The organism is Ruegeria hyattellae (assembly GCF_041537925.1).
Classification (GTDB): Bacteria; Pseudomonadota; Alphaproteobacteria; order Rhodobacterales; family Rhodobacteraceae; genus Ruegeria_C.
On sequence record NZ_JBGOSH010000013.1, the window covers coordinates 93,607 to 118,298 of the forward strand.

Genomic DNA, 24,692 nt, shown 5'->3' on the forward strand with positions numbered 1-24,692 from the left:
GCAACAACGCCTACCTAAATAACATCGTCGAACAAGATCATCGTTTCATCAAGAGACGTACGCGGCCAATGCTAGGGTTCAAGGCCTTCGCTTCAGCGGCGGCAACGCTCGACGGAATCGATGTGGCGCACATGATCCGCAAAGGCCAGTTGTCGCCCGGAATCTGTCCGTTTCGTCAATTCTCCGAGTTGGCAATCTGAACTTGAAGCTATCGCATAGCTTTTTGACAGGCCCAAAACTTTGCAACAGAACCCGTGCGTAGGCTTTCAACTGTTTATGGCTGCCGACCTGTCTCGCGCGAGCCTGACGTGCGTCAATGGTGAATGGTCTGCAACAGAATCTGCATTGAGCCCTCGGAATTTCGTTTCGCAGACAGCGACTTGCACGGTAGCCTGTTATTATCGACTCGGCGGGAGAGGCCTCTATGTACCGAAAGACTTCAGTTTCAGCCCTGGTGTTCGTGGCGGTCTCAGCATTGCCAGCTGTGGCTCAGGAACAACTTGCAGCATCCGAAACGCCTTCATCAAACGAACCCAACACCGAACAGGCAAGTACGGATAATTTGCTCTCCGATCCGCAACTTGTGGAGTTGATGGCGCCAGTCGCCCTCTATCCCGACACGCTGTTGATGCAGATTCTGGTGGCTGCGACCTACCCGCTGCAGATCGTCAAGGCGGATCAGGCGGTCGACAGGGTGGCTGATCTTGCGGAGGAGGACCGCAAGGCCGCCATCGAGGCGGAGAGCTTTGATCCAAGCGTCGAAGTGCTAGCCGTCGCTTTCCCCGATGTTCTACAACGGATGGCTGACAATATTGACTGGACCGAGACCGTTGGCGACGCGATGCTGGCACAGAGCGACGACGTTTTGGAGACTGTGCAGGTTCTGCGGCGGGAGGCGGTTGAGACCGGCGCATTGACTGACACGCCCGAGCAAGAAGTCTCGGTGGAATCATCTGTTTCGTCGAGCGGAGATCCGGCTGAAACCGTGGTGGTTCAGCCCACCGACCCGGAAGTCGTCTACGTGCCGCAGTACGATTCAAACGTCGTGTACGACACCAGCAGCTACGGGGTTGGCGATGCGTTGCTGACCGGTGCGCTGATCTTTGGCACAGTCGCGCTGATCGACGAAATCTTTGACGATGACGACGATTGGTATGGGTACTGGGGCTGTCGCAATTGCGGAGGCTGGAACGGCCAGCCGATCATCCGCAATCCCGACATTGACTTTGACATCGACGGCAACGTGAACATCGGCAACGAAATCAATATCGATCGCGACAATATCAAGAACGAGATTGGCGATCGTCCTGGTGGCTGGCAGCCAGATCCGGGACGCCAGGAAGAGGCGCGCGAAAAGCTGGCCAATCGCGGCGAGGCCGGCGCCCGGCCGATTCCAACTCCGAAGGATAGCCGTGGTGACGACCTGCGCCAGCAACTTTCGGGAAAAGCAGGCATCGAAGACATCAGCCGGCCCGGGAACGAAGGCGGAATTCGGGACGCCGCGGTGGCCGCCGGTGCAGTTGGCGGTGCGATGGCTGGGCGCGAAGCTTTGAAGCGCACCGACGCCAGCAAGGACATTCCCGTCAACCGGCCCAGCAAAGCGCAGGCACCAGCCAAACGGCCGGATACCAGGAAATCGGCTCAGAAAACTGCAGCGAAGAAAACCGCTGCCAAGCCGAATGCCAAACGATCTGCGTCCAGCGGGAGAAAACCGGCTCTTAAGAAATCTTCAGGCGGCCACAAGACCAAAGCAGCGTCGAAACGCGGAAGAGCAAGTCACAAGAAAGCCCGGAGGTAATCTCATGAACCGTATTGCACACTCCGCCTTCGCTTGTGTTGTTGCCACCGCCCTGCCACTGGCCGCGCTTGCACAGGACGCCCCTGCATATCCATCGCCTCAGGAGGCGCTGGACACGCTTATGAGCGCGCTCAACTCAAACTCTCCCGAACAGGTGGTCGGGGCGCTTGGGCCGGAATCCTCCACTGTTGTACTCGGCACCGCTCCCAACGACCGCGAGTTTGACTGGGGGGAAATCTATGACGATTATCTTGACGGCTATCGCTTCGTGCCTCGGGCGGATGGCCATGTGGGCTTCGAGCTTGGCAAGGACGATTGGCCCTTTCCGATCGACGTGGTCCGGAGCGACGCTGGCTGGATCTTCGACATCGAGGAAGGGCGCAACGAGATCATGGCCCGGCAGGTCGGTCTGAACGAACTCGACGTGATCGACGCAATGGAGGCCTATGTGGAAATTCAGCGCGAATTCCGTCAGGTTGACCACGATGGCGACGGGTTGCTGGAGTTTGCCGCCCATGTGATTTCCTCGGCGGGCGCGCATGACGGGCTCTACTGGCCCGGTAGTGACAGTCCGGTCGGCGATCTGGTTGCCCGAGCCAGCATGGATGGCTTCGCCGAAGAAGGCAGCGATAGCGCCGCCGACCCATACCTTGGCTATTACTTTCGCATCCTCGACGCGCAGGGACCCCAGGCGCCTGGAGGTGAGATGAGCTATCTCGTTAATGGCAACATGCTCGCAGGCCATGCGCTGCTTGCGGTTCCAGCAGTTTATGGCGAAAGCGGAGTGCACAGCTTTCTGGTGAGCGAAAACGGCCTGGTTTACGAAGCTGACCTGGGCGAGGAGAGTCTTGCGACGGCGGCCAGCCTCACCAGCTACAATCCGGACGACGAGTGGGAGCCGGTGGAGTGAACTAGCATCTGTATTCGACCGTGAGGATACCCCCGCTCAACGCCAACGCAATGCGCCAGAATGGTGCGTAGCCTCAGACAAATCTCAATAGCGAGATCCGAATAGCGGGCCAGACCCCCAACGCGATTTTCGGCGCTGCACCGCCCAATTTGTGGTCGCGTCATCGGCGACCCAAATCGTCAAGTCACCGCGCCGGCGGAGACTTGCATTGTACTCAGACCAGTTCGTCACACGGTATTTTGCTTTGGGAAATATGTTGAGGAAGGCGTCATTGAATTTGTAGGGCATCCATCGTCGCTCGCGCCAGAGAAGACGCCGGAACAACCGCGTCAATCAGGTCCGTGCGACAAGGTCATTTGCAATGACTCCGGTTTGAGTATTTTGGATGATCGAAATGAGCAGTTTTTAAACTTTGCGACAGTTCCTCGCCGCATCATGTCTTAACCGCTAGAACTGGTCATCCGGATGCCATGATATGACATGGATGGCACGCCAGTCTTCTTGCTCGGACTGCGAAAACCAAACTGTCAGATTCTCATCCGGCGACAGAGACCATGTAGACTCACGTATATCCGGAGGGTTTTCCGCCCTCTGGGTATCATTGAACAAATTGGTTAACTCAATCCGGAACTCCGAGACAACCGTGCCCAGTTCGAACCGCTCTTCCTGGATAGGTTCGCCCAGCTTTTGCCTCACGTCATCGAAGGACTTGCCAAGCAATCCCGTGGTCATACTGCCCGTCTCCATTTGCTTATCTCCTTTCGGGTCGCCCGACGCACAGCCTGCTGGCGTTAGAACAGCAGCGCCAGCCGAGATGGCCACCATCAATAGTATTCTCAACCGTATCAATTTACGCTCTTCACCGCGAAGGTGGTATTCGAGATCATCTTGTTGAGTTGTTCTACCAAGTGCTTTGCGTGCCGCTTCTTTACTTGGTTGCCAAGATTCATGATTGATTTCTTGTGATGGTTGAAAGCGTTCGATTTCTTGTACTCGTCAGGCTGACCAATGGCATGGCCGAACTCGTGTGCTGCCACATCCATCTTTACCCCGTCGCCGGCCCCCTTGTTCGCAGGCTGGAGATCTTCGGTATCGAGCGTGATTTCCTGTTTACCCCAGTTCACCTTGGAGGTGTTGGAGCCCCCCTTTGGAATCTTCATGGCGAAGACTGTCCAGTGTTTGCCCTTCTTGCGCGGGTCGACATCGAAGAAGACTGTAAATTTTTTGCCCGCAAAATACTTTGCGAAATCCGATGTGCCGGATACATCCAGAACAAACTTGCCGCCCCAGGACTTGCGAATGATTTTTTCGGTTTCGATGTGGAAATCTTTTTTTTCCTTTGACGTCCACTTCGAGACTTTGCCTTTCGTCTTATAGACATAGTCCCAGTTTTGCCGGACCCATATCTGCTGCTTAGAACCGGTCAATTCAAAGTCCATACGTTTAGTTTTGAGCTTGTGGTCCATCTTCGCAGGCTTAGCGGGGCCAGACAGGGCCGCTTTAAGGGCGGCCAGCGTGTTCTTACCTGCCAGCCCGTCAACCTTCAGCGGCGGCGTCGCTTTCTGAAAAGCCTTCACGGCCGCCTCGGTGAGCGGGCCAAATATGCCATCGACTGCCAGTTTTGGTTTTGCCTTCGCCTTGTTTAAGTCGGTCTGAAGGGTTTTGACGTCTTTCCCTGTCGATCCCTTCTTGAGTAATCCCGCCATTAGTGATCCCTAACACATTCTCTAAAAATACTCGGTCTTTCGTCTATGTAAGCCTCCTCGAATGCGGATGGCAAAATACATAGTGTGGAAGTCGAAACTCGAAGAAAATTGCTCAATTTCAAGTAACTTGGACTGCAAGGGATTATCACATATATTGACGTTTTTTTCAATACAGCGCCTCCTGCAATGCGGTTTGTACTGCTTGAAACGATCGTCGGGTGGCTACAGGGATCTGTCTCGGTGACCGACCAAAAAGGTCCGCAGATGGTATTGCCAAATTGTTGGCGGCAAGTTGTGATCCATTCGAAGAGCTCGTTTCATGCCACCATTTCAGCGGTGTAGTCGGTCCAGAGGCTGACCGCATCGGAGCGGGCGTGGCGGTATGACGTTGCGGAGAGTTGATAGCGTCGGGGGCGAAAAAATGAGGTTGATCTGGTCATGCGCGGATAGGAACCTCTGAGCCTGCCGGCGAGATTTGAACAGGTCCATTGTTTTCTCTCGTTTGCGAGATGGACGGTGCGAGACTTCGATCGCGTTGTTTAGGCCTTTGCGGGCCCGGTGATCAGCGACCGGAGCCCGTGTTTTGACCTGCTTGATATAGCTGCGCAATTTGTCAGTTATGACCACCCTCGGCTTGCCAATCTGCGAAACCAGTTCTTGGAGAAAGCGTTTTGCTGCTTTGGCATTGCGGCGTATTTGCACGAGAAGTTCGAGAACGTCTCCATTCTTGTCGATTGTGCGCCACAACCAATGCTTCTTGCCACGGATCGTGATCACGACTTTAACCATGCGCCACTTGTTGTTCGGCCGCGGTCGATCCCGGTGAATGCATTCCGCGAAGTGCCGACAAAACGATTGATCCACAGCCGGATCGCTTCCAGGCTGACAATCACTCCCCGTACAGCCTATAGCTCTTCAACGTCAGCCGTGCTCAGGGCCAACCGGTGGTACGCCCAGACAGCGAACGCTATGATCTCGCGAGGGTAGCGGAAGCTCTTCAGGCCCGGCAAATCCCCGAGAACGGCCAGGTCGAATGTATGAACCGCACGATCAAGGATGCCACTGTGAAACAGTATCACAATGAGAGCCATGAACAACTGCGGCATCACCTCGCTGACTTCCTTGATGCCTACAAATACGCCCGCCGCTTGAAGACGCTCAGTTGGCTGACGCCTTACGAGTACATCTGCAAGATCTGGACTTCAGATCCGGATAGATTCATCGTGGATCCAATCCACCAGATGCCGGGACTGAACACCTAGTCAGCTTGCCCGCTTCGGGTATCGACTAATCTGGTATTTCCACACCGATCCCAGCTGTCACCATCCGGCGGATCAGAGCAGCCTGATTCTTCACACCAACTTTTTCAAAGATGCGCATCATGTGGGTCCGTACGGTTGCCAGCGTAGCCCCGAGGCGGGTCGCGGCAGCGGCGCGGCCATCGGCCTGCATCAGTTCCAGCGCAACCGCAGCCTCGGCTGGGGTCAGACCGAATTCCTCGCCGAGTGCGAGTGCCGACTTTCGGCGCTGCCGCATCGGATCAGACAGGATAAGCATGGCCGCTGGCTGCGGAAATCTGAGGAGTTCGGGACCCAATTCCACTGCAGGGAATGAGAATGGGATGACCTCGATAAGCAGAGTTGTTCCATCCGCACCAAGGACCTGAATATGTCCACCGCGGATCGAAGCCGTCGCCTGCTCGCAGCAAGACCCGGTAAGTCGTAGAAGGTGGTTAGTATCCTGCGCAGTAGGCAGTACGATTTCGCCCCGATCAATGCGAAGCGCACTATTGTCGGATATGATTTGGCGCGCGCAGTCATCCGCCACAATCAAACCCAATTTCAGGTCAGCAAGCAGCACGCCTGATTTTGACGTTAACCGTCCCAGTTCGCGCTCGAGCTCAAGCTTGCGCAGCGCGCAACGTATCTCAACCGATCGAATTACATGCGGAACCAATATAGCAAAGGTTTCGGCAAGATCGGTACCTTTGTCGTCGTGTCGTCGTGTCGCCGGGCCGGCTGGATGCCGATGCTGGCCCCGGCGCCTTCTTCACAAATCAGATTGGCGGCGAGGCGTTCGGCGGAATGACCGGACCGCCGCCAGAATTCGTTATGAAATTCTGACGACAAAAAGCGGTCCCGCCCGGTAAAATCGAGGCTTGTGATCATGCCGACCGGAGTGGGTTTTGTGGTTTCCAGTGTCGGGTCCTTTTGCCACCAATGCCTTTGGTAATCGGCGATAATCTCGGGGTCAGACCGGGGCGCAACCACTGCGTTGAAATCGAGGCGCGGCATCGACAGTACCATCCACGCAGTTTCGGCTCGTGCTAGGTTGGCTATCTCATTGAGCGCAGGGCCCCAGTCGGCGCCGGCTTTCGCGGCGTCATATATGCAGCCAATAACTTGCGACGTATCCTTTTGGCCCATCGCTTCGTCCTCATAGCCGTTGCTCGAAAAGTAGCACAATCGGGACCGAATTACCATTTTCCAAGCCTTTATCAGACAAACGTCTGATGCCCAGGGCGATCGGAAACGCTATGTTTTGTGGTCTCATTGGCATCTTGGCGGCGCATATTCTACCGCCACGGCAAGAGAAATTGTTTATTATTTTATGGAGAACAAGATGGCTTCCATCGACAAACGCATTGACATTAAGAAATTCGACAAAGCAACGATCAAAGAAATTTCCACTGACATCGTTCGCGCCTTAACGGAAGTAGCCGAGGCTGATCCCGACGCAGAGGGCAAGTTCCACCTAAAGATCGGACATATTAAGGTCGGCTTTAGCAGGTCCGGACACGGGAAAATCATAATCGGTGGTGGTGGCGACGACGAACCCGAAACGCCGGAAACGCCAGACGAGCGGGGCTGACCAAAAAGGTGTTGCGGGCCGTTTGAGCCCGTAGCCCAGCTCACCCGCATTTTCCCAAAATCATTCTTCAAAGTTCATTTTGGCAGAGGTTACTATGACCAAGAGTATCAATCAGCGAATAGATGCCAGGCAACTTGACAACGTGTCAATCGACCTCGTCAGCAGCGAAATCGTTCGTGCCCTGACCGAGACTGGTGAAGATGCACCTGATGCGAAGTTCCGGTTTCATCTCAGGATAGGTCGGCGGCGGCACAAAAAAAAAGCGGCTGATATGTCAGGGTCATCATCAGCGATGACGAAGATGTAGAAGAACCAGACACGCCGGACGGGAGGGCTAGGTCCACTGCAGTTCCCTCTACGCCTCGATTGCCATGGTGGAGCGTTACTTGCGGCAACACACGCCCCCTCAAGTATGGGCCGCCACACCAAACCGTGCCGCCTGAGGAAGAAAGAAGGCCAGGATCTGTTGTGATTTTTTGATTATTGACGCGCTCGAATGCAGACGGTGAATGGTCGCAGGTGTATTCAGTCGAGAGCCAGTTCATGATTTCTTTCTAAGGTGCACAATATCCGAAGGACATGACCCTGTTTGCAGTGTTCTTCTACGTTTGATACGGCGTGTCCTGCCATGATCTGGAATAGAGCATGCGAGAGCGAGGCGTTTCGGTGGACCACACTACGCTGAACCGTCAATCACAATGATTGTCCGATGCTTGTTCTGGATTTTGTCCAAATATGCAGGTTCGGGCCAGTCAGGCCAACGCACACCAATAACTTGGCAATACCTCCCATATCAGTGGAACGGTGATCCCCGCAACAACTCCCATTCTGACCGTCAGCAGCTGAGCTTTTTTTCTATCAGCTCGTGGTAATGGGGGATGTGGTAGTTGAGATAGTCAAGCAATTGCGGTGCCGCCTTTGCCTGTGCTTCGAACTGTGCCGCCTGACGCTGCTGTTCGCCTTCATCAATCGGACGGATGTTTGTCGCCTGGATCACGTCGCCATGCCAGCCTTCAACCTGACGCCAATCGCGTGGCACTTCGCTTTGCCAGTCAAAGGCGTGATCTGCTGCACTCAGCCCCCATTGCCACCACAGTGCGCCCATCACCCCACGAGGATCGGCGCGCACATCCTCGGCTGAAACAACCGGTGGGGCCTGTCCGGTTGCCGCAACGATCCCCTCATACAGCCATCGTTGTGCGTCGAGCCCGATCTCATTGCATGTCACTCCCGGGTCTAGCCGGTGATAGGACGCAATCGAGGCCATCGGATCGCGCAGCAGAAACCCATGGGTCAGTCGTTTGAGAAAGTCCTCGTCCTCGAGCATCTGAGGCAACACATAATAGGCCATGTCCTTGAAAAAGACCGGGCAGGATTCGGCGCGGGACAGCAGCATGTCGCGAATGTCTTCGTACCGCGTCGGGTGGCCATCCTGCACATCGAAATGCGGCATCACGCGCATTTTGCGATGGACGTAATAGTCATACATGAAAGGCTCATGGGCACAGTCCATATCCCGTCGTTCCCGCATGATCCGTTCAATTGCGGTGGACATGGATCGCGGATGAGACCAGAGCACGATGATAGGATGGGCTGTCACGGGTAAACCTCAGTGATTATTCGGCTGTTTTCTGGATCATAAGGCGCTTGGTCAAGAACTTCCGCAGCAGCCTTTGGCCCTGAGCATCTTCAACGCTTCGTTTCCATCAATGACCCAATAGCTAATCAGTTCCAGCTGCCACGACACGAAATGACATCAACTGATTTTCGAGAAATGCGGTCTCTTGCTGCGCAAACCTGGCGCGAAATCACACAGGTCTCAGCAGCTTAACCTCAAGATCGGTGGAATTCGTTAGCCTGTGCCAGTTAAGTTTACGGTGCCCATGAACCCAATCGAACGGCGCCGCACCTTCGTGCTCTTGACAAGTCTGGCGCGCCTTCTCCATGTCTGTGCCGGGTCGGAAGTTCCCCGCCCTAATGAAATCGAGTGCCTCAAGAAGCAACACCTAAGACATACGCCTTACACCTTGTCATTTGTGGTCGCCGCAATTGGTTTCGGCTGTAGTTAGAATCTCATTGAGATCACAGATGACCACGCTTGTGGTTCTTTTTCAGTATGCACTTGTCCGACAAAGCATCGGCCAAAACCCGCCTTCTATTTGATCGCTAAAGCGTACCCATTCTATGTCTACCATCAGGACCAAGAAAGCTTGTGTGATCGGAGCCGAATGCTGCTTGGAAGGCTCTGTCAGTTTTGGCCCATTCCAAGAGTGCTTTCGCCTCTTTCAGTGCATCCGGTCCTGTGGGCGCCGCAGCGATCGCTGCGAGGATTTGTCGGAGCTTTGAGTTTTTGTCGGCAACACTCGCCCCGACCTCCAAAATAAGACCAACAACAGGCGGCGGGGTGTAGACGTAGTCCGCCCCTTGCTGAGCTTCAATTCGGGCCTGAAGCGCAGGAACAATGTCGACTGTGTCATGCACGTAAGTCCAACTGGTTGACAGCCCTTCAATCATTGGATTGTCAGTTCCGGCTAGCATTGTGATTGGTGTCGTCTTGTAAATTACAATCGGCTTGCCCGCGGCGTAGGCAATCGAAGACTCAACGAGACTGCCACCGTCAGGCACACGCCCATCCATGTTAAAAACCAAGCACGTGCATCGGCCAATCAATTGGTAAATGTCGAGCGAATATGTGACTTTTCGAACTATCGAGAGCGCGATTTGCCCTACTTGCGATGAAATTTGCGGATCAAGAAGAAGAGCCATCAACTTGCCAACTTCCAGACCATCACGCTGCGGCAGGTAGGTAGTGAAACCTCCCGCCTCAAGCACGGCAGCGATATTCTGCTGCTCCCAAAGGTCTCCGACACTGAACATTGGACCAGAGCAATACGCGATCTGTTCTGACATTTGGCTTAACTCCTCAAATTGAATTTAAGAATTGATGGCAGTTATTATCGAAGACGCCTTCTGCACATCCGGTGTATCAGTGCCGGGTTCAAGGGCGCTTAAAACCGACGAAACCTCATTGCGAGTGCTTTCATCGTCGGCATCCAGCACTTCGGTTAAAGATAGTAAGGCGCGTAGTTCCAGTGAGCGAGCTTGGTTGGTGCGCGCCAAACTGACTGCTTCGCGAAGGCTCTCAACGGCGGTGTTGCGATCGCCCATCGAGGCCTGGATCAACCCCGATAACCGCTTCAACTCTGCATCCCAGAAGTGTTGACCGAGCATGGCCGACAATTGCGTGCCTGTCTTCAACACGCCAAGTGCGATCTCCGGGTTACCCTGATCGGACTGAGCGGTAGCCATAATTGAAAAGCCCAGCCCAACGGCCGATTGGCTTCCGCTCTTCGCGAGAATGGCAAGCCCGGCTTCGATATCGTGCAGGCGTTTCGCGGGCGGATCGACCTTTTGGCCCGCACGCAGTAGCAGACACAGCCCCTGCCAGAATGGTATCCCGAGGTCTGAACAGAAAGCCACCGTTTCATCTGCATTCTCGTAGGCAATCTCCTCCTCCCCACGGTAATGATGAACAAGCGCCAGGTAAGACCGTGCAGCAGCCAAGCTGAGGGCCGATTCGAGCCCCTCTGCAAGTGCCACCCCCTGGCGCGCACGCTTGAGCCCCGTCTGGGCAGCCCCCAACCACCAATGAGACGCTGCAGCGGCACCATAAGCTACGACACCTTGGTCCGTTCCGACACCATAAGTGACATTCGCAAAATCTTCGGGTAGATAGAGCGACACGGCAGTCTCCGCATGCTCAAGCGCGTCAGCCACATCACCCAATTGGAACTTCGCGTTTGCCAATGAGGAATGGGCACGCAGCAATCCAATTCGATGATTGGCCGGCTCAGACCACGATAGGATCTGAAATGCGAAATCGCAGGCTTTTCCGCAGTCGCCTTTTCCGATCCAGTAAGCCGCCAGACCATTGAGCGCTGAAGATCTTTCATCGTAGTCATTAAGTGCTTCTGCAATGGTCAGGGCGCGCTCCCAAATCGGTACAATTTCGTCCGACCCGAAACCCCGCACTCCCATAAGCGCATTGCCAAGCAGTATCTGCAAAGAAAGCTCGGACGTGTCTCGTTCCTGAGATTCAGTTGAACCCTCCAGCGCGGCAAGAGCACGTCGGTACAGTGTCGCGGCATCTTCGACCGCCGCCTGCTTGGCAGCTATTCGCCCAGCTCTTTTGAACCACTCGGCGGCAGGCATAAACTGCTCAGATTCAAGCAGATGGTGAGCAACCACTGACGGATTCATCTCACCTAACCGCTCGAATTGGTTCATCAGCCGATCCGCTGTCAAAGAGTGAATTTGCTTGCGCCTCTGACGTAACAAAGTTCCATAAGCACCATCGCGCGTCAAAGCGTGGCGAAAGAAATAACTTCCTGGCTGGCGGTCATGCTTTCGAATTAGGTCAGCTTCCAGCAAGTGGTTGAGCGTCGCATCCAGACTTTCATCTTCAAGTTGGGAAACCGCAGCGAGAATGCTGTAATCAAAAGCCTGCCCCAGTACCGCGGCGACCTGTGCGGTGCCCTTGACGTCGCCCGGAAGTCGATCAAGCTGCTGCATGACGAGACCGTCAACTGAATTTGGGATGGACGTGTCATCAAGGCGGTCGTCACGTATCGCTTGACGAGTCAATTCCTCAAGAAAGAGTGGGATACCTTGAGCCCGCTCGATCAGCCGCTGAATCTCGCCCGTGCTCAGGTTTCGCGTTTCGTCGATCGAATGAATCAAGCTTTGTGCGTCTTCTACAGACAGGTTCTGCAGCTCGATAGAACTGCCGAGTTGTTTCTTACCTATACCGTCGATCGCGGTTCTCGAAGTTAGAATGCACAGCAGTTTTGTAGGAGAAGTTCGTTCCAGCATCAAGTTCAACAGGTCAATCGTGGTCGCATCGCTCCAATGTAAATCTTCACAGACCAGCACCACTGGACGTTGACTAGCCAAATACTCAATCCAGCAGGCCAGGGTTGCAAGCGTCAGCTTTCGCAGACTTTCAGGGCTCTCGGTGGACAGCAGCGACCTTTCGGGTACGCCAATCCCCAATAGACTGGCTATCACCGGAAACGCTTTAGGGGATTTGTTTTCCCAAGTTGCCAAACCATCTCTCAACCGGCTTGCAGCTTCCTTGGGATCTTGGGGATGAGATATTCCAAGCCTTTTTAATGTCAAATCAATAATAGGATGTAGGGCTGCTCCGGTCTGAAGAACGTCACAATTGGCTTCAAGCCAGATATGCTGTGAGCCTGCCAAGCTTGCCCGAAATCTATTGATCAAAGAGCTTTTGCCCAACCCGGGTTCTCCAAAAACACCCACGCTGGCCCTCACTCCCTTTAAGACGGCCTCATATTCTGAGGATAGATGTGAAAGTTCCGAGCTTCGACCAACCAATTCTATTGATGAACGCGCTGCGGTTCGATTCCCGGGTGACGGTAGACGAACCTGATGAAGTACCAATTTCTCTTCAAGACCCTTCAACTCGACGGGTGGTTGTGGCTTGGAAGGATATTTACCTTTTAGAAGCTGTAGTGCCGGATCGCTGGCAAAGATCGCACCGGGTTTGGCGGCTGATTGAATTCGGGCCGCAACATTGACGGTTTCACCAAGAAGGATTTCGCCAAAACCCTTACTGCTTTGGCCCACAATCACGGTCCCCGTGTGGATACCCACACGTGCTTTTAAAGGAACCGAGAGTCTAGACCCACCGATTTTCTCCAGTCCGTCCAGCAATTCAAACGCCGCACGAACGGCACGCTCTGCATCATTTTCCTGTGCCTGTGGATACCCAAAATAAACAAGAAGCCCGTCGCCCAGGTAATGTGCGATCCTCCCTCCAAATCTTTCAAATGTCTGGCTTCCGAATTTTTGAAAGGCCAGCATCAGACCAGCAAAATCTTCCGAGTCCATCTTTGTGCTGAGTTCGGTGGAGCCCACGACATCAACAAAAGTTAGCACGAGCCGCCGCCTCTCGCCATCAATCCAAGAGTCACTATGGGTGCCAGCGGAGGTCTTCGCCATAAGGTGGCCTTCGCGCAAAACTTAAAATTCTCTACCGGAAGCATTCCAGAGACGCTGTCAGCAAACACGGAAAGTTGCCGCAAGGTCAAGTTTTGTGATACATAAGACGGATAGTCAGACCACGCGCCGATGCATTGAAGTAAAGCTTGGCGTGTAGATAATATTTGTATTGGATACGTAATGGGCGACATTAGATACGTCTGTCTTTCTGACATGCATTTTGGTGCTGACAACAGTATTCTTACCCGGTTGAGTTCCACGGATGGCAGTGTGGATCCGTTGCACCCAAGTGACGTTTTGCTCCATCTGGTCAATTGCCTGCGCAATCTTGTCAACGGAAATTCAGGTGACCGATTGCCAACTCTTGTTCTGAATGGCGACATCCTTGATTTAGCATTCAGTACTGAAAACGTGGCTGCGATGGCCTTTCGGCACTTTCTCGAATTGACCATGCCAGAGGATCCAGCCGCGAGACTTTTTGACCCCGAAATCGTGTTCATTCCGGGAAACCATGACCATCATCTGTGGGAAACATGCCGAGAGCGGCAATATGCGGATTCCCTGAGTGGCGCCGATTGGAGCTCACCTTTGCCACGTCCGCCACACATTATGCCTATGCGTAATCCAAATGGCGTCCCGAGCTACTTTATGGATGCAATCGTGCGAAGCCTTCCCTGGCTTGAGAAGGTTAGTGTTAAGACGGTTTATCCAAATCTTGCCATTGGATCTCCCGACAAGCTCATTGTTGTAAGCCACGGCCACTTCATAGAAAACGCTTACCTGATGGTTAGTGAATTTGCGGATCTTCTTTACCCGGAAACACCACCGCGAACGACAATGGAAGCCTGGGAAGCCCAAAACTTCGCTTGGATAGATTTCGTATGGTCGGTGCTGGGCAGGTCCGGTAGCATCGGTGTCGACGAAGAGAAGGTTTATAATACCGAAAACAGCCCGAAGGCCATAGGAGCATTGTTGGGGGGTGCCGCGCGCAACCTGGTTTTGAAAAAGGGTGGCGCGACCGGCAAAACGCTTGCCAAAGGTGTCGGCGAACTGGTCGGAACTGTCGTCACCGACTATTTTGAACGCGGGCAAAGCGACACATTGCTGAGCGACGATGGCGCAGGGGTTAGACGTTTCATGCGAGTCCCTGTGCAAAATCAAATCAAGTCAGAGTTTGGCAGTGCATTACCGGCGAATGTGACGCTGGTTTTTGGTCATACCCACAAACCATTCGAAGCGGTTATGAAGTTGAAGGATTTTTTTACTCCTGACTTTGCTGCTTATAACAGTGGCGGCTGGGTTGTGGACAGCCCAGAAGTAAAGCCGCTTATCGGTGGGGCTGTGCTACTGATTGATGAGGATGCCAATCTTGCGTCTTTGAGAATGTACAATGAGCGCCACGCTCCATCAGAATACTGCGTTTCGGTTCAGGTCGCGGAAAGCCCTGCGGCCGCTGTGAATAACTCGCTTTTTGAGCATCTATCAAAAACTGTTGATCCCAAAAAATGGCCATGGGCGGCCTTTTCCAAAGCCGCTGCCTCCGCAGTAAAACAGCACAACAAACGTTTGTCAGACTTTCTAGAAAGCTCCAGCAGCGAAGCAACACTTCAATAGACAGGCGTTTTCCTAGGCGGTGTTGGCAAAAGCGATTCACATCGCTCTGCAGGGTAATGTCACGTTAACTTCCGGTCGACCAGGGAATGCTGATGCTCGGGTTTCAAGCGGCTTGGTGGCGGCATTCCAAGCGTCAAATGCCTCGAAGCGGTGATAACGGGTTGTTAATGCGGAGCGACGACGTTCCGGGACGCAGAAGCAATTTCGAACAGCTGAACGGGTGGTTGCGATCCGCTGCAACGTCCTGGAGATCGATATCCTTGCATCGCTCGTTGCCGCTTTCGGAATGGGAGATGGCTATTTTCCGCACGGTTGTTGAGACCCTTGTGCGACCAATCATCCAAACCCGGCGCGATCTCCTGTTTGGCGGCGCCATTGGATCGCAGTTTATCCGTCATGATCCGCTTAGGCCAAGTATTCCAAGACTTCTCAGCTTCCTCGGCAAGGGTCGCTTTGGGATTGGCCTCCAGAAATACATCAAGTGCGGCGACTGCTTGGTCCATTTGGCCTAGGCAAGCGTGGGTCGCGACTAGCAGTCTTTGGGCACCGCCATAAATCTTGGACATTCGCTCAAACGCTGCCAAGGCTTCCTCACAGCGCCGAAGTTCCCACAAAGCCCAAGCGCGTTGCCAATGAATCCAGGACGCTCCAGCCTTCCTATAACAGACGCCAGGGCCGGTTTTCTGTTCGAGCGATGGGGTGCTCTCGTATTCGAGTGCATATGCAGTTTTCGTTCAGGCCACGAGGTCTGGTGTTTTGATTGATGAAGCCGATCATGAACCAAAGAATGCATGCTGGCTTTGCGCAACTGCTCATACGCAACGAGCTAAATGTTAAACAAAGACAAGTTTGAGGCGCTGACCGGATGTCGCAAATACTGAAAGCACTTCCACCCGAAATTGACATCTACTTTTCCCAAAGCGGTCTTTTTTGGGATCAGCATGAATGGCAGCAAGGTTGCGCACCGACGACCCCAACGCGGCAAGCAAAACAGGGTCTGTCCGGGCCAGAAGTGCTTGACGTTCGGGTAAGAATTGCATGATGCGATCCACCTTTTTCGGCGGTTCCGGCCGCCGAAAGAGTCGAAGGTTCGAGACGTCCCACAAGGACCTGGCGTCTCTCATTTGCCGTCTGTCGCATACGAATGAGTAATACCCGAAATGGCCTGGCGCGCTGCACGGCTGGAGATAGTTGGTGGAGATCCGCGCGGGGCGCGCGGCTCGCATGTTCCGAGAGGTAGGGTAGGGCACACGGGCTTAGGCAAGGCGTAGGAGCGCTGATGGTACTTGCCCGAGCACCGCAAGTCCGACAGCGGCATCGTTGCATCTCAACCAGCAAAGAAGATGCCAAAGCCCTGTGGGTCTCGCTGAATCTGTGATCTGGGGATCGTTCCATAATGATCGAAGCGCTTTGTTTTAGCGGTCATGGGCCACTGCTGTCATTATCAAGGTTCTTCAAGGCTCTATTGATCATTCCGCGCAGCCACTGGTTCGCCGGATCCGCGTCAAGCCTGGCGGGCCAGACCGCCTCCAACTGAAAACCTTCGACAGGAACCGGCGTCTCAAACTGCCGGAGCTCTCTTCGCATCACCGCCATTAACCTTTGGGGCAACACGGCTATCAGATCTGACTCCTCGAGAAGTGCGCCGACAACAGAAAAGCCGGGCACGACCAATCCAATTGTACGTTTTCGGCCAACTAGCTCAAGGGCTCGATCGGTCGGCCCAGCCGCATCGCCTCGAAATGGTGCGACCAGCATGTGCGGAAAAGCGCAAAACTCGTCGAGAGTAACTGGCACGTCTGACATGGGATGGTCCTTGCGCATCACACCGACATATTTTTCCCTGAACAGTACCTGCGACGGAAGCGCAGTTGGTGCGAACTCGGGTACAGTTAAAGCAAGGTCGATGTTTTCATTCTTCATTTTCACTTCCAGTGTCCCTAGCTCGACGGGCCGAACGATCAACCGCAGCGCCGGAGCTTCGATGCTGATCAGTTTCAGCAGTGGTGGCAGGAGCAACGCAATTGCATAATCGGAAGCTGCGACCGTTAATTCGCCTTCATAATTTGCGGGGTCGAATTGCGGTGCGGTGACGACCGCTTCAAGCGTCTTCAAGGCAGCCCGAACAGCTGGAATAATCGCTTGGGCCCGGGGCGTTGGCGTGATGCCTCCGGCCTCCCGGACAAACAACGGATCGCCAAACAGGTCGCGCATACGTGCAAGCTGCCCGCTCATCCCCTGTTGCGTCAAACCAATGCGCTGCGCCGCACGGGTCACACTGCGTTCGACGAACAGGGCCTCAAAACCAAGCAGAAGGCGAGCATCCAACCGTGCAATATCGGAGACCATTGTAATCCACACCTGCCTAATCTGTTTGCTCGATATAGTCAGTTTACCTAAGGTCAGCCTGCAAAGCTAATCGGGTCCAGGAGACCCGTACCCATACGTCACCCGAAATGGCGACAAGGAGGGATAATTGGAACTGTTTGCTGACCCAATCACGATAAATTGCCGAAAAGTCCTGGCGGGATTGAACTTGATGAACATTGAGTACTCGCTCAAAAAAATCGACTTTTTTGAAGGTGAACAAAAAAGTGATTCCTATCTCGCTATAAACCCGAACGCCAAGCTGCCAGCCATGCGGGATGAGGGCCTCGTCATATGGGAATCCAACTCAATACTACAATACGCGGCTGACAAGCACGGCAAGAATGGCGCCTATCCCACTGACCTCAAAGCGCGAGCCGATGTGAACCGCTGGCTGTTTTGGGAATGTGGCTCTTGGTTTCCCAGCTGTTACATTTTCATGGTGGAAAATTGTGTGAAGCCGCTCCTTGGCGGCGCACCTGACATTGAAATACTTGCGGGTGAAGACGAAAATTTCCACATGCTTGCCGGCGTTTTGAATGCGCGGCTCAGGGACTCTCCGTATATCTGTGGCGATGCGCCGACATTGGCCGACGTGGCTGTTGCGGCGCCAATGCATCTGTATGGCTGGCAAAAACTGCCGCTGGGGCGGTATGCCAATATCGAACGCTGGATGACCGAACGGATCGAGCCTTCCACTTGGTGGAAGCAGACGCATGTCGGTGAAGGGTTTTCACTCGTCGCCGCGGAATAAACCGCCATCAGTTACCCAGAAAGGGTCTTAATCGCCGTGTCCAATGTGCATGCCGAATTGAATTACTCCGTCGATAACGGACGCCAGATCGAATATTACTTCTATGAGCCGGATCCAGACCAAGCGCTGAACCCGCCAGGAACCGAATCACATGTTATGCAGATTCGGGACGGATGGCCGCTTGCCGAGACGTTTTCTCTCGACCGTGAGGGTTTCGAAATCAAGCCATTTGCGGGCGGCTTTATGGATTATGGCGATGAGGAGGCTATTGAAACAGTTTTTTACCCTCAGGTTGTCGACTTTGTGAAACAGCATACCGGTGCGCGCCGGGTCGAGGTTTTTGACAGAACCATCCGCCGACGGCTTCCTGCCGATCTCAGCCAGCAGACTGAAGAGAAGCGTCCGGCAGTCCTGCTGGTCCATAGCGATTATACTGTGGATTCCGGTCCGGCACGTGTTCGGGATATCCTGCCGGACGAAGCCGAAAACCTTCTGGGAGGACGTGTCGCTTTCTACAATGTCTGGAAGCCGCTCTTCGAGACAGTTGAGGAATTGCCGCTCGCGTGTTGCGACGCCCAGACCTCGACTGAAGCAGACATGTTGCTGATGAATCTGAGATACAGGGAAAGAACCGGCGAAATCTATGTCATGCGCCACTCGCCAGATCACAAATGGTGGTATTTCCCGCGGATGACGCCGTCTCAGGCCCTGTTGTTAAAAACCTATGACAGCAAAACAGACGGGCGCGCTCGCTTTATGGGGCACTCGGCGTTTGAGGATCCAAGTTCGCCGCCAAACGCCCTGAAGCGCCAGAGCATCGAGCTGCGCACCATGGCATTTTTCTGACCTTTGGTTTTCGCGGAGGTTTGACAATCGGATCGGGAAGCCCGGCGTCTGTTGGTGCTTCATTCCCAGAAAAATAATCAACAACGGAGAGGGTATTCTTGATGAAACGGTTTGAAAACAAGACGGTGCTTGTAACTGGTGCGGCGAGCGGTATCGGAAAGGTGACGTCAGAGCAATTTGCGCTGGAAGGTGCTCAGGTCATCGCGACAGATATCAATCTCGAGGGCCTCGAAGAGGCGTTTTCGGACGCAAAAGGCCGGGGATTGAAAATAGACACACGTCACCATGACGTGACGGATAAGGCGGCCTGGGACCGGACGGTCGACGACATTGTCGCCAATCACGGCCATCTCGACGTCATGTTCAGCAACGCGGGAAGCGCCGACTTCGAGCTTTGCGAGAATACAACGGAAGAACAGTGGCGGTTCGTGAACGCACTCAATGTCGACAGCGTCTTTTATGGGATGCAGTCCTGTATTCGGGTCATGAAGGAAAGAGGCGGTGTCATCGTCAACAACTCTTCCATCGCAGGCATAATCGGCGAACCACTTTTGGCCGCCTACTGTGCCACCAAGGGCGCAGTGCGTCTAATGACCAAGGCCGTGGCAATCGATTGCGCGCGCCAAGGGTATCCAATTCGCATCAATTCCATTCATCCCGGGTGGACAGATACGGCGTTGGTGCAGGGATTGGTTGCCGGATTGGGCGAAGCAGGTGAGGCCTTTGCCGCCAAAACGGTCGGAAACGTCCCCATGGCCAGGCTCGGGAAACCAATTGAAATTGCCCGCCCGGTACTTTTTCTGGCCAGCGACGATGCCTCTTTCATTACCGGCGCGGAACTCGTCGTCGATGGCGGATACACGGCAGCATAACCCGATTGATCGGGTCGCCAAGAACCTTGGTAAGGTCACGCCAAAAGCTCGACTAAGATCGTTATTATCGAAGCTTGACCATGTGCTATTCTGATTGCGATGAGAAGGAGCGATGGTGCCCGTTGCGGTTCTTTAGAGCATCCATGTAAACAGGACGGAGGGACGACCAGCGGGCGAAGCTCCGTTCCTGGTAGTTCTCAGCTATTAGGGTCAGGATGCATCGATTTTCGCTGCGCTGCGTGATTCACGGCTCGGAAAACGGAGCGGTGACATGAGTGTCCTTTATTGGCTGACCGACGAGCAGATGGCAAAGCTCGCGCCTTTTTTCCCGAAGTCGCAGGGTAAGCCTCGGGTTGATGAAAGACGGGTATTGAGCGGGATTATCTTCATCAATCGCATTGGGTTGCGCTGGCGAGACGCCCCGGAAGCCTACGGGCCGCACAATACGCTCTTCAGCCGGTGGAAGCGTTGGTGCGTGAAAGACATCTTCGCACGGATTATGGTCGGCCTGGCCGCCGAGCACGGCGAATAGAAGACGGTCCTGATCGACGCGACCTATCTCAAGGCAAACTGTTCCGCGACCAGTATGGCCGCAAAAAAGGGGGCCGTGGCCGCCTGATCAGTCGAACCAAGGGCGGCATGAATACGACCGTTTTGCATGGATCAGGATTCAGGTGGATTTGCCCCTTACCCTAGCCTAGCTTAACCCGGCCCAGGTGTTCCTTCCTTTTCTGATCGCAGCCCAACGTTGGCGGTCTGCTGCGCTGCTTTTCCCCGGCGGTCGGGGGCGCGACGAGCTGTTCTGAGGCATCTTCCGGCCCCGAGCGGCGCAGGAGAGATCCGTCCAAGCGCGGCTCACATTATTTATTTTACACCTTTAAGGAGAAAAGCGGCTTTCACCCGCAAGCGGGCGAACCTTCCGTTTTTCCGCTGGATCGGGCCTAGTTGATCGCTCGCCACATCTCTTTGGGGTAGTGTCGCAAACATTTGATTGTCGTTGCGTCTGTCATCAGCGTGGTCCAAATGACGCGCTTTCGGAAGCTAATATCAGGATTGAGGAGTTGATCGGGTTCAAAGGCGCGCAGTACCTGAAATCCGTGATCCTATACGCCGTGTGTTTCTACGTTCGCTTTCCCGTTTCGTATCGCGACCTCGAAGAGATCATGGCGGAACGCGGCGTCGATTTGGATCATGCAACGCTCAACCGCTGGGTCGAGAAATATGCGGGCACTATCGTTGCTGAAGCGCATCGTTGAAAGGCACCAACGGGTTGTTTGTGGCGGATAGGTGAAACTTATGTGAAGGTCAAAGGCCGTTGGACCTATCTGTACCGCGCGATCGACAAGGAAGGCAAAACCCTTGATTTCACGCCGTCAGAGCACCGCGACGAAGCCGCAGCAGCTGCGTTTTTCGTGAAAGCCATCGGCAATAATGGCTGGCCGGACAAGGCCGTAATTGACAAAAGTGGATCGAACACAGCTGGCCTGTTCAGCATGAATTGCCTACTCGTGATGTGCGGCTGGTGTTGGTTGATCACTGTCCAGCCTACGAAATATCTCACCATCATCATTGAGCAGGACAACCATTTCATTAAGAAACTTACCCGACCTATGCAGCCCTTCAAATCGCTGAATTCCGCTTCGGTTACTCTTGCCGGAATTGAAGTCGCGCACATGATCCGGAAAGGTCAGTTTGACCAGCCAGAGCAGTCTAGCTTCGCGCAATTTGCGGCGGTCGCTGGATAAGTGTGTCCAGCAGAAGAGCATTCTTAGGCTGGTAGAATCTTTGCGACACGACCGTCTATTGGGGGTTGAGCAAGCGGTCTGTGTGTCGCCTTTCAAACCTGTAGTATCTGGATAATACCCCTTATTCCCGGTCATCCACTAACGTCGCCTGACAACAAGTCGGCGGGAGATGAGATTGGCGAAATACGTACACACGATGATCAGGGTTTATGACGAAGCGCGTTCACTCGCGTTTTATGACAAGGCTTTCGGGATGAACGTCGCGGAGCGGCTGGACTTTGAGGGTTTCACACTCGTCTACCTGTCGAACTCGGAAAACACGATAGAGCTTGAGCTGACGATCAACAAAGACCAGAGCGAGCCTTACGATTTGGGCAATGGTTATGGCCATATCGCCTTTGTGGTTGAAGACGTCGGCACCGAACACAAACGGTTTGAGGAGGCCGGCTTCGCTCCCCGTAAACTCATCGACTTTGCGCACGAAGGTAAGACGCTCGCGCGGTTTTTCTTCGTTCAGGACCCGGATGGGTATGAGATTGAAGTGATGCAGCGACTCGGGCGCTACCAGTAGCAATACCAAAAAAAGGGAGGAATAGATGACTACGACAGTTTCAACACGGGGACTTACTAGGCGGCAATTGCTGAAAAGCTCCGCTGCAGCCGGTGCCATTGCTGTTGTAGGGGCAGGCTTTATCGCCTCTCCGAATGCGGCCTGGGCGCTTGAGGTCAGCCAAATCACCGAGCACGAGATGGCGACGCTGATGCAGATGGCGCGTGATATTTTCCCGCATGATCAGGTCGGTGATAAATTCTACGCCATAGCAGTCAAAGGCTATGACACCGCAGAGCAGAAAGAGTTTGTCGCACAGGGTGTCGCCAAACTAGACGAACTTGCGCGAGCAGCAGGTGCGCCCGACTATCTTGAGACCAAATGGGAGGACAACCGCGTCGCGCTTCTGAAGCAGATCGAAGATGACGCGTTCTTTCAGACAGTGCGCGGCGGGCTTGTGACTGGCCTATATAACCAGAAAGCCGTCTGGCCGATCTTTGGCTATGAGGGCGAGTCCTTCAGTCAGGGCGGCTACATCGATCGTGGCTTCAACGACATCAACTGGCTCTGAGAGGACGATCATGACAAAATTTGAAAAGAGTGACGACAGTGTCGTCATTGTCATCGGAACCGGTGCCGGTGGCGGTGTTCTGTCGAATGAACTGGCGCAAAAGGGCGTGAAAGTTGTCGCGCTGGAAGCGGGCGGGCGGTATCTGCCCGAAGACTACGTCAACGACGAGTGGGACAGTTTCGGACAGCTTGCATGGCTTGATCCGCGGACCACGTCAGGCGATTGGCGCGTGGCTAAGGATTTCTCAGGCCTACCCGCGTGGATCGTCAAAGCCGTTGGCGGTACAACCACCCACTGGGCGGGCGCGTCGCTCAGGTTTCAGGACCATGAGTGGAAGGCCAAAACTAACTATGGCGAGGTTGACGGTGCCAACCTGCTCGACTGGCCAATTGATCCGCGCGAGATGGACGACTATTACACCAAGGCTGAGAACAAGCTGGGTGTTACGCGAACCGGCGGACGCGAAGGATTGCCAGGCAACAACAATTACCTTGTTTTCGAAAAGGGCGCCAAAGCGCTTGGGTACACCGAGGTCCATACCGGACGCATGGCCATCAACAGCGAAGACAATGATGACCGGGTGACCTGCCAGCAAACGGGCTTTTGTTTTCAGGGCTGTAAATGGGGTGCCAAATGGTCCGCGGCCTATACCGACATTCCGCGCGGTGAAGCAACCGGTAATCTGGAAGTACGCGAACACGCACATGTTGCCCGCATCGTGCATGACGACAGCGGCAAGGTGACCGGGGTCGAATACTTCGACAAGGACGGCAATCTGCAATTGCAGAGAGCACGAGTCGTCTGCGTTGCGGGTAACTCGTTCGAAAGCCCCCGTCTGTTGCTGAATTCGGGTTCGTCAATGTATCCCGATGGGCTGGCAAATTCCTCGGGTATGGTTGGCAAGAACTACATGCGGCACATGACCGGATCGGTCTATGCGGTCTTTGAAGAGCCGGTGAAGATGTGGCGTGGCACGACCATGGCGGGGATCATTCAGGATGAGTCGCGCCATGACCCCAGCCGGGGTTTTGTCGGAGGCTATGAGATGGAGACACTGGCGCTGGGTCTGCCCTTTATGGCGGCATTTCTGAATCCGGGAGCCTGGGGTCGCGGCTTTACAACCGCGCTTGACGGCTATGAAAACATGGCCGGTATGTGGCTGGTTGGAGAAGACATGCCCCAGGAAACCAACCGTGTGACCCTGAACGGCGATGTCAAAGACCAGTGGGGGCTGCCGGTGGCGAATGTGAATTTCTCGGATCACCCTAACGACATTGCGATGCGTGAACACGCCTATCGGCAGGGGCAGGCGGTTTACGATGCCGTCGGTGCCACCCGGACCTTTCCGACACCCCCCTATCCGTCGACCCACAATCTGGGCACCAACCGGATGTCTGCAGACCCGCAGGACGGAGTTGTCAACAAATGGGGTCGCACTCACGATATCGAGAACCTTTACATCTCGGACGGGTCGCAATTCACGACCGGTGCTGCGGAAAATCCGACGCTCACTATCGTGGCGCTGGCCATCCGCCAGGCCGATCACATCGCAGGCGAGCTGGCGAACGGCAACTTGTAGACAGACTTTTAAAACAGAAACGGTCCCGCCATCTGGCGGGGCTGTCTCAATCAGAGGGTAATCGAATTGAGTTCAGTGTTGATCTTTAGGAACCGCCTTGAACAAAGTCCGTTCCTTGTTTCTGCCCGCCTCGACTTTCAGGATCTCTTCGGCTGGAAGAGTTTCGAACCCGGCGGATTGCCCGCTTGGCAAAAGCCCCTTGAGCTGAAGATCAATGAAGCGCAGACAACATACTCTGAGGAACGATGTAAAGTTCCCAAGATCATGCCCCTCATCAATGGACTCGTTGTATAGCTGGTGCAATAGCTGCGGAACGTTCATGTCGTCCTTGGCAGCAATCTCTTCGAGTACCGTCCAGAACATGGACTCGAGCCTGACACTGGTAACCATTCCGTCCATTCGGATCGACCGTGTCTGACTGGTCCACAATTCGGGGTCAGCCCCGATAAACAACCTGCACATATCTGATTCCAAATCTGCCAAAT

The 24,692-nt window shown here is 54.3% G+C and carries 21 protein-coding genes and 7 pseudogenes; 16 read left to right on the plus strand and 12 right to left on the minus strand.

The annotated features are described in order from the left end of the window. Positions 1 to 11 precede the first annotated feature (11 nt). The 3 genes and pseudogenes from AB1E33_RS23420 to AB1E33_RS23430 all read left to right on the plus strand — a co-directional run. Positions 12 to 200: pseudogene (locus AB1E33_RS23420) on the plus strand (DDE-type integrase/transposase/recombinase); the annotation flags it as partial. A gap of 224 nt (positions 201 to 424) precedes the next feature. After that, on the plus strand, positions 425 to 1,798 hold the full coding sequence (locus AB1E33_RS23425; RefSeq protein WP_372579656.1) for a DUF3300 domain-containing protein: 1,374 nt from the start codon (positions 425 to 427) through the stop codon (positions 1,796 to 1,798). 4 nt (positions 1,799 to 1,802) lie between these two features. Further along, positions 1,803 to 2,708, plus strand: coding sequence for a DUF2950 family protein (locus tag AB1E33_RS23430; protein WP_372579657.1), 906 nt, complete (start codon positions 1,803 to 1,805; stop codon positions 2,706 to 2,708). 447 nt (positions 2,709 to 3,155) lie between these two features. Here AB1E33_RS23430 and AB1E33_RS23435 read toward each other — a convergent pair whose 3' ends face one another. The 3 genes and pseudogenes from AB1E33_RS23435 to AB1E33_RS23445 all read right to left on the minus strand — a co-directional run bounded on the left by AB1E33_RS23435 (position 3,156) and on the right by AB1E33_RS23445 (position 5,442). Further along, complete coding sequence (locus tag AB1E33_RS23435; RefSeq protein WP_372579658.1) at positions 3,156 to 3,533, minus strand: hypothetical protein; 378 nt, start codon at positions 3,531 to 3,533, stop codon at positions 3,156 to 3,158. Positions 3,534 to 3,553: 20 nt separating this feature from the next. Then, complete coding sequence (locus AB1E33_RS23440) at positions 3,554 to 4,414, minus strand: peptidoglycan-binding domain-containing protein (protein ID WP_372579659.1); 861 nt, start codon at positions 4,412 to 4,414, stop codon at positions 3,554 to 3,556. Positions 4,415 to 4,731: 317 nt separating this feature from the next. Then, positions 4,732 to 5,442 (minus strand): annotated as a pseudogene (locus AB1E33_RS23445) (IS6 family transposase). Between AB1E33_RS23445 and AB1E33_RS23450 the strand changes: the two are divergent. After that, a pseudogene (locus tag AB1E33_RS23450) lies at positions 5,434 to 5,676 on the plus strand (integrase core domain-containing protein); the annotation flags it as partial. The pseudogenes AB1E33_RS23445 and AB1E33_RS23450 sit on opposite strands and share 9 nt — an antisense overlap. Positions 5,677 to 5,701: 25 nt before the next feature. Here AB1E33_RS23450 and AB1E33_RS23455 read toward each other — a convergent pair. Continuing rightward, positions 5,702 to 5,971: a helix-turn-helix transcriptional regulator gene (locus AB1E33_RS23455; RefSeq protein ID WP_372579660.1), complete on the minus strand. Its 270-nt coding sequence runs from the start codon at positions 5,969 to 5,971 to the stop codon at positions 5,702 to 5,704. A gap of 383 nt (positions 5,972 to 6,354) precedes the next feature. Continuing rightward, entirely contained in the window at positions 6,355 to 6,840 is a 486-nt protein-coding gene (locus AB1E33_RS23460; protein ID WP_372579661.1) for a hypothetical protein, read from the minus strand. Positions 6,841 to 7,036: 196 nt separating this feature from the next. Between AB1E33_RS23460 and AB1E33_RS23465 the strand changes: the two genes are divergently transcribed. The 3 genes and pseudogenes from AB1E33_RS23465 to AB1E33_RS29615 form a co-directional block, all read left to right on the plus strand. Continuing rightward, complete coding sequence (locus tag AB1E33_RS23465; protein WP_372579662.1) at positions 7,037 to 7,285, plus strand: hypothetical protein; 249 nt, start codon at positions 7,037 to 7,039, stop codon at positions 7,283 to 7,285. Between the two features lie 94 nt (positions 7,286 to 7,379). Beyond that, positions 7,380 to 7,592 (plus strand): hypothetical protein, encoded by a 213-nt coding sequence (locus AB1E33_RS23470; RefSeq protein WP_372579663.1) that lies wholly within the window; start codon positions 7,380 to 7,382, stop codon positions 7,590 to 7,592. Between the two features lie 236 nt (positions 7,593 to 7,828). Beyond that, a pseudogene (locus AB1E33_RS29615) lies at positions 7,829 to 7,924 on the plus strand (IS6 family transposase); the annotation flags it as partial. A gap of 196 nt (positions 7,925 to 8,120) precedes the next feature. On the opposite strand, the gene AB1E33_RS23475 reads toward AB1E33_RS29615, so the two are convergent. From AB1E33_RS23475 to AB1E33_RS23485, 3 genes are all read right to left on the minus strand, one after another. Further along, on the minus strand, positions 8,121 to 8,885 hold the full coding sequence (locus AB1E33_RS23475; RefSeq protein ID WP_372579664.1) for a sulfotransferase-like domain-containing protein: 765 nt from the start codon (positions 8,883 to 8,885) through the stop codon (positions 8,121 to 8,123). A gap of 566 nt (positions 8,886 to 9,451) precedes the next feature. Beyond that, positions 9,452 to 10,195, minus strand: coding sequence for a nucleoside 2-deoxyribosyltransferase (locus tag AB1E33_RS23480; protein ID WP_372579665.1), 744 nt, complete (start codon positions 10,193 to 10,195; stop codon positions 9,452 to 9,454). 24 nt (positions 10,196 to 10,219) lie between these two features. Further along, positions 10,220 to 13,309, minus strand: a complete 3,090-nt coding sequence (locus AB1E33_RS23485) for an ATP-binding protein (protein ID WP_372579666.1) — start codon at positions 13,307 to 13,309, stop codon at positions 10,220 to 10,222. A gap of 180 nt (positions 13,310 to 13,489) precedes the next feature. On the opposite strand from AB1E33_RS23485, the gene AB1E33_RS23490 reads away from it, so the two are divergent. Beyond that, positions 13,490 to 14,923, plus strand: coding sequence for a metallophosphoesterase family protein (locus tag AB1E33_RS23490; protein ID WP_372579667.1), 1,434 nt, complete (start codon positions 13,490 to 13,492; stop codon positions 14,921 to 14,923). 117 nt (positions 14,924 to 15,040) lie between these two features. On the opposite strand, the pseudogene AB1E33_RS23495 reads toward AB1E33_RS23490, so the two are convergent. The 3 genes and pseudogenes from AB1E33_RS23495 to AB1E33_RS23505 form a co-directional block, all read right to left on the minus strand. Beyond that, positions 15,041 to 15,351 (minus strand): annotated as a pseudogene (locus AB1E33_RS23495) (DDE-type integrase/transposase/recombinase); the annotation flags it as partial. Positions 15,352 to 15,756: 405 nt separating this feature from the next. Continuing rightward, a complete protein-coding gene (locus AB1E33_RS23500) occupies positions 15,757 to 15,963 on the minus strand; it encodes a hypothetical protein (protein WP_372579669.1) in 207 nt (68 codons plus the stop codon). 382 nt (positions 15,964 to 16,345) lie between these two features. Further along, positions 16,346 to 17,272, minus strand: coding sequence for a LysR family transcriptional regulator (locus AB1E33_RS23505; protein WP_372579670.1), 927 nt, complete (start codon positions 17,270 to 17,272; stop codon positions 16,346 to 16,348). A 127-nt stretch (positions 17,273 to 17,399) separates the two neighbouring features. Here AB1E33_RS23505 and AB1E33_RS23510 point away from each other — a divergent pair, with 127 nt between their 5' ends. The 8 genes and pseudogenes from AB1E33_RS23510 to AB1E33_RS23545 all read left to right on the plus strand — a co-directional run bounded on the left by AB1E33_RS23510 (position 17,400) and on the right by AB1E33_RS23545 (position 24,207). Further along, positions 17,400 to 18,044: a glutathione S-transferase family protein gene (locus AB1E33_RS23510; RefSeq protein WP_372579671.1), complete on the plus strand. Its 645-nt coding sequence runs from the start codon at positions 17,400 to 17,402 to the stop codon at positions 18,042 to 18,044. Positions 18,045 to 18,080: 36 nt separating this feature from the next. After that, positions 18,081 to 18,890: a CmcJ/NvfI family oxidoreductase gene (locus AB1E33_RS23515; protein ID WP_372579672.1), complete on the plus strand. Its 810-nt coding sequence runs from the start codon at positions 18,081 to 18,083 to the stop codon at positions 18,888 to 18,890. Positions 18,891 to 18,991: 101 nt separating this feature from the next. Further along, entirely contained in the window at positions 18,992 to 19,762 is a 771-nt protein-coding gene (locus tag AB1E33_RS23520; RefSeq protein ID WP_372579673.1) for an SDR family NAD(P)-dependent oxidoreductase, read from the plus strand. 271 nt (positions 19,763 to 20,033) lie between these two features. Beyond that, positions 20,034 to 20,410, plus strand: a pseudogene (locus AB1E33_RS23525) (transposase); the annotation flags it as partial. A gap of 413 nt (positions 20,411 to 20,823) precedes the next feature. Continuing rightward, a pseudogene (locus AB1E33_RS23530) lies at positions 20,824 to 21,507 on the plus strand (IS6 family transposase). A 175-nt stretch (positions 21,508 to 21,682) separates the two neighbouring features. Further along, positions 21,683 to 22,078 carry a VOC family protein gene (locus AB1E33_RS23535; protein WP_372579674.1) on the plus strand — a complete coding sequence of 132 codons (396 nt, stop codon included), beginning with the start codon at positions 21,683 to 21,685 and terminating at the stop codon, positions 22,076 to 22,078. A gap of 25 nt (positions 22,079 to 22,103) precedes the next feature. After that, the gene (locus AB1E33_RS23540; RefSeq protein WP_372579675.1) at positions 22,104 to 22,628 is read left to right on the plus strand and encodes a twin-arginine translocation signal domain-containing protein; all 525 of its coding nucleotides are present in this window, start codon (positions 22,104 to 22,106) and stop codon (positions 22,626 to 22,628) included. Positions 22,629 to 22,638: 10 nt separating this feature from the next. Then, complete coding sequence (locus AB1E33_RS23545; protein WP_372579676.1) at positions 22,639 to 24,207, plus strand: GMC family oxidoreductase; 1,569 nt, start codon at positions 22,639 to 22,641, stop codon at positions 24,205 to 24,207. 72 nt (positions 24,208 to 24,279) lie between these two features. Here AB1E33_RS23545 and AB1E33_RS23550 read toward each other — a convergent pair whose 3' ends face one another. Next, on the minus strand, positions 24,280 to 24,669 hold the full coding sequence (locus AB1E33_RS23550) for a ribbon-helix-helix domain-containing protein (protein WP_372579677.1): 390 nt from the start codon (positions 24,667 to 24,669) through the stop codon (positions 24,280 to 24,282). Positions 24,670 to 24,692: the final 23 nt, after the last annotated feature.